The following is a 5,639-nucleotide window of genomic DNA, read 5'->3' on the forward strand; positions in this document are numbered from 1 at the left end:
CGCAAGATCCGCTCCTGCATCACCGGCTACGGCAGCAAGGCCCCCGGAGAACCCGCGAGCCACCGCCGCTCCCCGGTCGTCGTCACCCTGAACCACCGATGGCACGACCACTAAAGCAACGGCATTGCCATGCGTTCGACAGGGGGGGACCAGTCATGCCAGCTCCAGAGGCCGGGAGCCCCATTGGGGGGCCACGAAGAAGGTAATGGGGGGGGCGGGCTTGGTGACCACTGCTTCAGAGTTCGATCCGCGCCCGCTCCGACTGTGGCCGTCGACTGCACGGACGGCCGGACAGAGTCACTGTGCCCCGACGATTTCGTGCTCGTGGCGGTGCGCGTCGGTGGGCTGACCCTGCCTTGGCAGGGGCGTAGGCCGTATGGCGGCGGACCTCGCGACGCGGACGCGGATGAGTAGGGAGAATGCGGATTGAGAGTGATTACCGAGGCATATGTGACAGGCGCGAGAGCCGCGCGAGACGTGAAAGGCGGAACCCATGCCGAAGTACCTCTTCAAGGTCAAGCTGACCGTGGACGGACTGAAGGGCCTGCTCGAAGAGGGTGGCACCGCGCGCCGTGAGGTCGTCGAGCGGTTGGTCCAGGGCATGGGTGGCCGGCTCGAATCGGCGTACTGGGCACTCGGCGAGGAGGACTTCTACCTCACGGCGGACCTGCCAGGCAACACCTCCGCCGCGGCCCTGGGGCTGGTCACGTCGGCGGCCGGTGGCGTGCGCACCAACACGGTTGCGCTGCTGACGGCCGAGGAGATCGACGAGGCGGTCCGTCAGGAGGTGGACTACCGGGCGCCCGGCGCCTGAGCCGTCACCCGGTGGGATACATCGCAAGGAGTCGGCGGCCGCCGTAAAGACCACGAACGCCGTGGACAAGCGGTCGCTCCTGAACCCGGAGCAGGCGGCGGCGATCCTCGACTGGACGGCGCCGGCCACGCGGCGGCGAGCGACTTCACGCCTTCTTCGCCACGTTGTACTACTGCGGTCCCCGGTCCGAGGCAGCCGTAGCGATGCGAGTGGAGGACGTGGTCCTACCCGATCCCGACGCCGTCGACGAGTGGTGAGTTGCTGACACACGGCGACCCCTGAGGTCGGAAAGCAGTGGATTGACACGGAAGAGATCCACGAACAACGCGCCCTGAAGGACGAGCGGAGGGGCGAGACGCGCACTGTGCCGGGGCATCCTGCCTTGACAAGCATCCTGCGGCAGCACATCGGGGACGAAAAGCTCAAGCCGGGTGAGCTGCTGTTCCAAGGAGAGTCGCGCGGCATCCTCCTCGGGCGTGGCGCAATGCCCGAAAGGCCGTACTGCCCCCGCACGTCTTCGAGTCGCCCACCGGTCGGCACGTCTACGACAACCGGAACACGCGCCTGACGAAGTGGCTGAACGACGGGATTCCGCCCGCCCAGGTGGCGGAGTGGGCCGGAAACAGCGTTGCCGTGCTTCTAGCGACCTACGCCCGCTGCGTCGAGGGCCAGCTGCCCGACCTGAAGAGGCGGCTCGAAGCTGCTGGAGATCTCCCCGAGCGGCCGTTCGCCGACTGACCCAGCGGCCCGCAGAAACTTCGACACGCATTCGACACGGCCACCCGCAAAAACCCGTTAACAGCCGGACAGCCCCGGAGCCCACCCTTGATCATCAAGAGGGCGTCCGGGGCTTCGGCGGGTCGGCCGACACCCATCCTGACCAGCAAAAAGCCCTCCCCAAAGGGAGGGCGGAGACTTGCGCCCCCGGCAGGACTCGAACCTGCGGCCAAGCGCTTAGAAGGCGCCTGCTCTATCCACTGAGCTACGGGGGCCGGTGTGGTGGCCTCTGTCTTGGGGCCCGGGTGTGGGCTGGTCCGTGACGTTGCCGGGGACAAGGATAGGGCTCCCGCGACCTTGTCCCTGTTGCTTCGCCTCCGTGGCTCGATGTGGAGGTTCGGTGAAGCGGTCCTGATAATCGCAGGCAGGTACGAATCGTGCACCGCTTTTGGCGTCAGAGGCATCGGGTGTTGTGCACTCGTTATGCCTGGAGTGTGCCCGTGTCCCAGTCGTCCCTTCCGTCCCTTATGTTCCGTCGGCGCGCAGACATGCTCATATGCTTCAGAATTCCCCTAAAATTGGGCATTCTTCACATGTGGTGACCTTGGACGTACGGCCTCAGCTGCTCGACGCACTTTCCGCCCTGCGCGACCGTGTCGCCGCCGCACGCTTCCCGCTGCCCCTGGCGGGGGCCCCACGCGCGCGTGCCAACCGCGACGAACTCCTCGCGCAGCTCGACGACTACTTGGTGCCCCGGTTGCGGGACCCCGAAGCGCCGCTTCTGGCCGTCGTGGGCGGGTCGACCGGAGCCGGGAAATCGACGCTCGTGAACTCCCTCGTGGGACGGCGGGTCAGCGAGGCGGGCGTGCTGCGGCCGACGACACGCACCCCCGTGCTGGTCTGCCATCCGGAGGACCACCACTGGTTCAGCGGGATGAGGGTGCTGCCCGACCTCACGCGCGTGTGGGTGCCTCAACAGGACTCCACCGACGACCTGCTGCTCCCCGGCGAGAACCCCGCGCGCGTACTGCGCGTCGAGACCGCCGAGACCCTCCCGCCCGGCCTCGCCCTCCTCGACGCGCCCGACATCGACTCCCTGGTCGCCGACAACCGCGTCCTGGCCGCCGAACTCATCTGCGCCGCCGACATCTGGGTCATGGTCACCACGGCCGCCCGCTACGCCGACGCCGTCCCCTGGCACATGCTGCGCACCGCCAAGGAGTACGACGTCACCCTCGTGACCGTGCTCGACCGGGTGCCTCACCAGGTGGTGAACGAGGTGTCGCGGCAGTACGGGGCCCTGCTCACCAAGGCCGGGCTCGGCGAGGTGCCGCGCTTCACCGTGCCGGAACTGCCCGAGTCCGCCTGGGGCGGCGGGCTCCTGCCGGCCTCCGCCGTCGCCCAGCTGCGCACCTGGCTGGTGCACCAGGCCCAGGACCCCGCGGCCCGCCAGCACGTCCTCGCCCGTACGGCGTACGGCGTCCTCGACTCCCTCAAGTCCCGGATGCCCGAGCTGGCCGGGGCCGCCGCCGCTCAGTACGCCGCCGCACTGCGGCTCACCTCCGCCGTCGAAGGGGCGTACGACAGCGAACACACGCGCGTGCGGGGCCAGCTGCAGGGCGGGGCGGTCCTCGCCGGGGACGCGCTCAAGCGCTGGCGTGCCTTCCCCCTGGACTGCACCGCCGCCGAACTCCTCGACGCGCTCGTGGAGAGCCTCAGCGCGCTGCTGGTGTGTGCCGTCACCGCCGCCGACGAGCGCGTCGACGACGCCTGGCGGCGCGAACCGGCCTCCGCAGCCCCGGAACTCGCCGCACGTGACTCCGGCGCGGACAACGCCGAGCACCGCATCGGGCTCGCCGTGCGGCGGTGGCGGCGCGAGCTCGAGGAGCACGCCGAGGACGAGGTAAGCGAACTCGACCGCAATCTCGCGCCCGACCCCGAGCTGGTCGCCGCCCTGGTCGCCACCTCCCTGCTGGGCGGCCGTCGGGGCCGGATGGCCGGGGAGGGCCTCGCCGAGCGGATCGGCGCCCATGGCGCGCTGCGGCTGCGCGACCGGGCCGGGCGGCTGCTCACGGAGCACGTGGACCGGGTCATGCACGCCGAACGCGAGCGCCGGCTCGCCCCGCTCGACGCGCTCGACGTCCACCCCGAGCCCCAGGCCGAGCTCATCGCCGCGCTGTCCGTACTGCAGAAGGAGAGGTGACCGGTGACCGCTGTCACTGACCAGGACCCCACCGAGCACACCGATCGGCCGGACGACGCCCACAAGCGGGGCGGCGCCGCCGGCCGGACTGCCCCACACGGCGAGCGCGCGACACGTACCGACTCCACCGAGACCTGGGACGACGGACTCATCGCGCGCCGGGTCGCCGAGACAGCCGAAGGAGACAGGTTCCCCATGACGGACAACCGCTCCGCCGTCCCGCCGACGGTGACCCCGCTGGTGTACGAGGAGTCGCTGCGCTCGCGGCTGGAGGCCCTGCGCGAACTCGTGGGGCTCTCCCGCACCCGGCTCGACAGCAGGACGCTCTCGGGGGCCGGCCGGGTACTCGACGAGGCGTCCGCGCGGCGCAGGCTCTCCGGACAGCACACGGTCGTCGCCATCGCGGGCGCCACCGGCAGCGGCAAGTCGCAACTGTTCAACGCGCTCGCCGGGGTGACCATCTCGGAGACGGGCGTGCGCCGTCCCACCACCGCCGCGCCCATCGCGTGCAGTTGGAGCGACGGAGCGGCCGGCCTCATCGAACGGCTCGGGATCCCGCCCCGGCTGCGCCGCCGGCCGTTGCCGACCGGGGACGGCGAGTCACCACTGCGCGGACTCGTCCTGATCGACCTGCCCGACCACGACTCCGCGGCCGTACAGCACCGCAGGCACGTGGACCGCATCCTGGGGCTCGTCGACGCGGTCATCTGGGTCGTCGACCCGGAGAAGTACGCCGACGCCGTCCTCCACGAGCGCTATCTGCGGCCGATGGCGGCCCACGCCGAGGTCATGTTCGTCGTCCTCAACCAGATCGACCGGCTGCCAGGAGAGGCCGCCGAGCAGGTCCTCGACGATCTGCGGCGGCTCCTCGACGAGGACGGCATCGCTCTCGGGGAGTACGGCGAACCGGGCACGACCGTGCTCGCGCTGTCCGCGCTCACGGGGGACGGACTCGGGGAACTGCGCGAGGCACTGGGCCAGTTCGTCTCGGAGCGCGGGGCGCCGAACCGCCGGATCTCGGCCGACGTGGACATCGCCGCGGCGCGGCTGTGGCCCGTCTACGCCACCCAGCGGCGGACCGGACTCAGCGAACAGGCCCGGGAGGAGTTCTCCGACCGGCTCGCGGACGCGGTGGGCGCCACGGCGGCGGGCGAGGCGGCCGAGCGCGCGTGGCTGCGCAACGCCAACCGCGCCTGCGGTACGCCCTGGCTGCGGCTGTGGCGCTGGTACCAGGACCGAGGGGAACCCACCACGGGCCGGCTCCCCTCGCGCACGCAGGCCGATGAAGAGGCGACCGCACGTCAGCGGGTCGAGCAGGCGGTACGGACCGTGGCCGACCGGGCGTCGGCCGGGCTGCCGGCGCCCTGGGCGCAAGCCGTGCGCGAGGCGGCCGTCCGCGGCTCACAGGGGCTGCCCGAGGCGCTGGACGAGCTGACCGCGCGGGCGGGCGTGCCCTCGGGGCGGCCACCGCGCCCGGGATGGTGGCCGGTGGCCGTCCTCACCCAGGCGTGCATGACGATCCTGCAGTTCCTGGGCGGGCTGTGGCTGCTATGCCAGATCATCGGGGTCATGGCGCCGAACCTGGGAGTGCCGGTGCTGCTGATGGTGATCGGCATCGTCGGCGGACCGCTCATCGAGTGGAGCTGCCGGATGGCGGCCCGCGGCCCGGCCAGACGCTACGGCCTGGAGGCGGAACGCCGGTTGCGGGAGGCGGCGGCCGGATGCGGCAGGGCCCGGGTACTGGATCCGGTGGCGGCGGAACTGCTGCGGTACCGGGAGGTCCGGGAGCAGTACGGGAGGGTGGTCGGGACGGGGCGGTGACGCCCTGACAGTGACGCCTTGGCAGTGCCCCCCTGGCAGTGACGCCCTGGCGGTGAGGCCAGGGGGCGGAGGCGTGCCCCACCC

Annotated in this window: 3 protein-coding genes and 1 tRNA gene; 3 read left to right on the forward strand and 1 reads right to left on the reverse strand. The window is 71.3% G+C overall.

All coding sequences use genetic code 11. The annotated features are described in order from the left end of the window. Positions 1-493 precede the first annotated feature (493 nt). Positions 494-814 (forward strand): GYD domain-containing protein, encoded by a 321-nt coding sequence (locus C1J00_RS37095; protein ID WP_102913316.1) that lies wholly within the window; start codon positions 494-496, stop codon positions 812-814. A gap of 919 nt (positions 815-1,733) precedes the next feature. Here C1J00_RS37095 and C1J00_RS37105 read toward each other — a convergent pair. Then, positions 1,734-1,806: transfer RNA gene (locus C1J00_RS37105), tRNA-Arg, on the reverse strand. 320 nt (positions 1,807-2,126) lie between these two features. On the opposite strand from C1J00_RS37105, the gene C1J00_RS37110 reads away from it, so the two are divergent. After that, the gene (locus C1J00_RS37110) at positions 2,127-3,734 is read left to right on the forward strand and encodes a dynamin family protein (protein WP_102913317.1); all 1,608 of its coding nucleotides are present in this window, start codon (positions 2,127-2,129) and stop codon (positions 3,732-3,734) included. Positions 3,735-3,737: 3 nt separating this feature from the next. Continuing rightward, positions 3,738-5,555 carry a YfjP family GTPase gene (locus C1J00_RS37115; RefSeq protein ID WP_102913318.1) on the forward strand — a complete coding sequence of 606 codons (1,818 nt, stop codon included), beginning with the start codon at positions 3,738-3,740 and terminating at the stop codon, positions 5,553-5,555. The last annotated feature ends 84 nt before the right edge of the window (positions 5,556-5,639 follow it).

The organism is Streptomyces cahuitamycinicus (genome assembly GCF_002891435.1).
GTDB lineage: Bacteria > Actinomycetota > Actinomycetes > Streptomycetales > Streptomycetaceae > Streptomyces > Streptomyces cahuitamycinicus.